Consider the following 236-nt stretch of genomic DNA (forward strand, 5'->3'; position numbering starts at 1 on the left):
GGATAGAGCCGCCGGTGTCCGAACCGAGCGCGGCAGGAGCAAGACGTGCGGCAACAACGGCTGCGGAACCGCCGGACGAACCGCCTGGGACGTGCTCAAGATTCCACGGGTTTTTGGTCGCGCCGTAGAACGAGGTTTCGTTGGTCGAGCCCATGGCAAACTCGTCCATATTGGTACGACCGAGCGTTACCATACCTTCATTAAGCAGGTTTTGTACGACGGTAGCAGTGTAGGGG

1 protein-coding gene is annotated in these 236 nt (G+C 59.3%); it reads right to left on the reverse strand.

From position 1 onward, the window contains the following. A partial coding sequence (locus tag ACTHS3_RS18630) for an amidase family protein (protein WP_440368890.1) occupies window positions 1-236 on the reverse strand: 236 nt, incomplete at both ends.

This window comes from Neisseria sp. P0009.S007 (assembly GCF_051962515.1).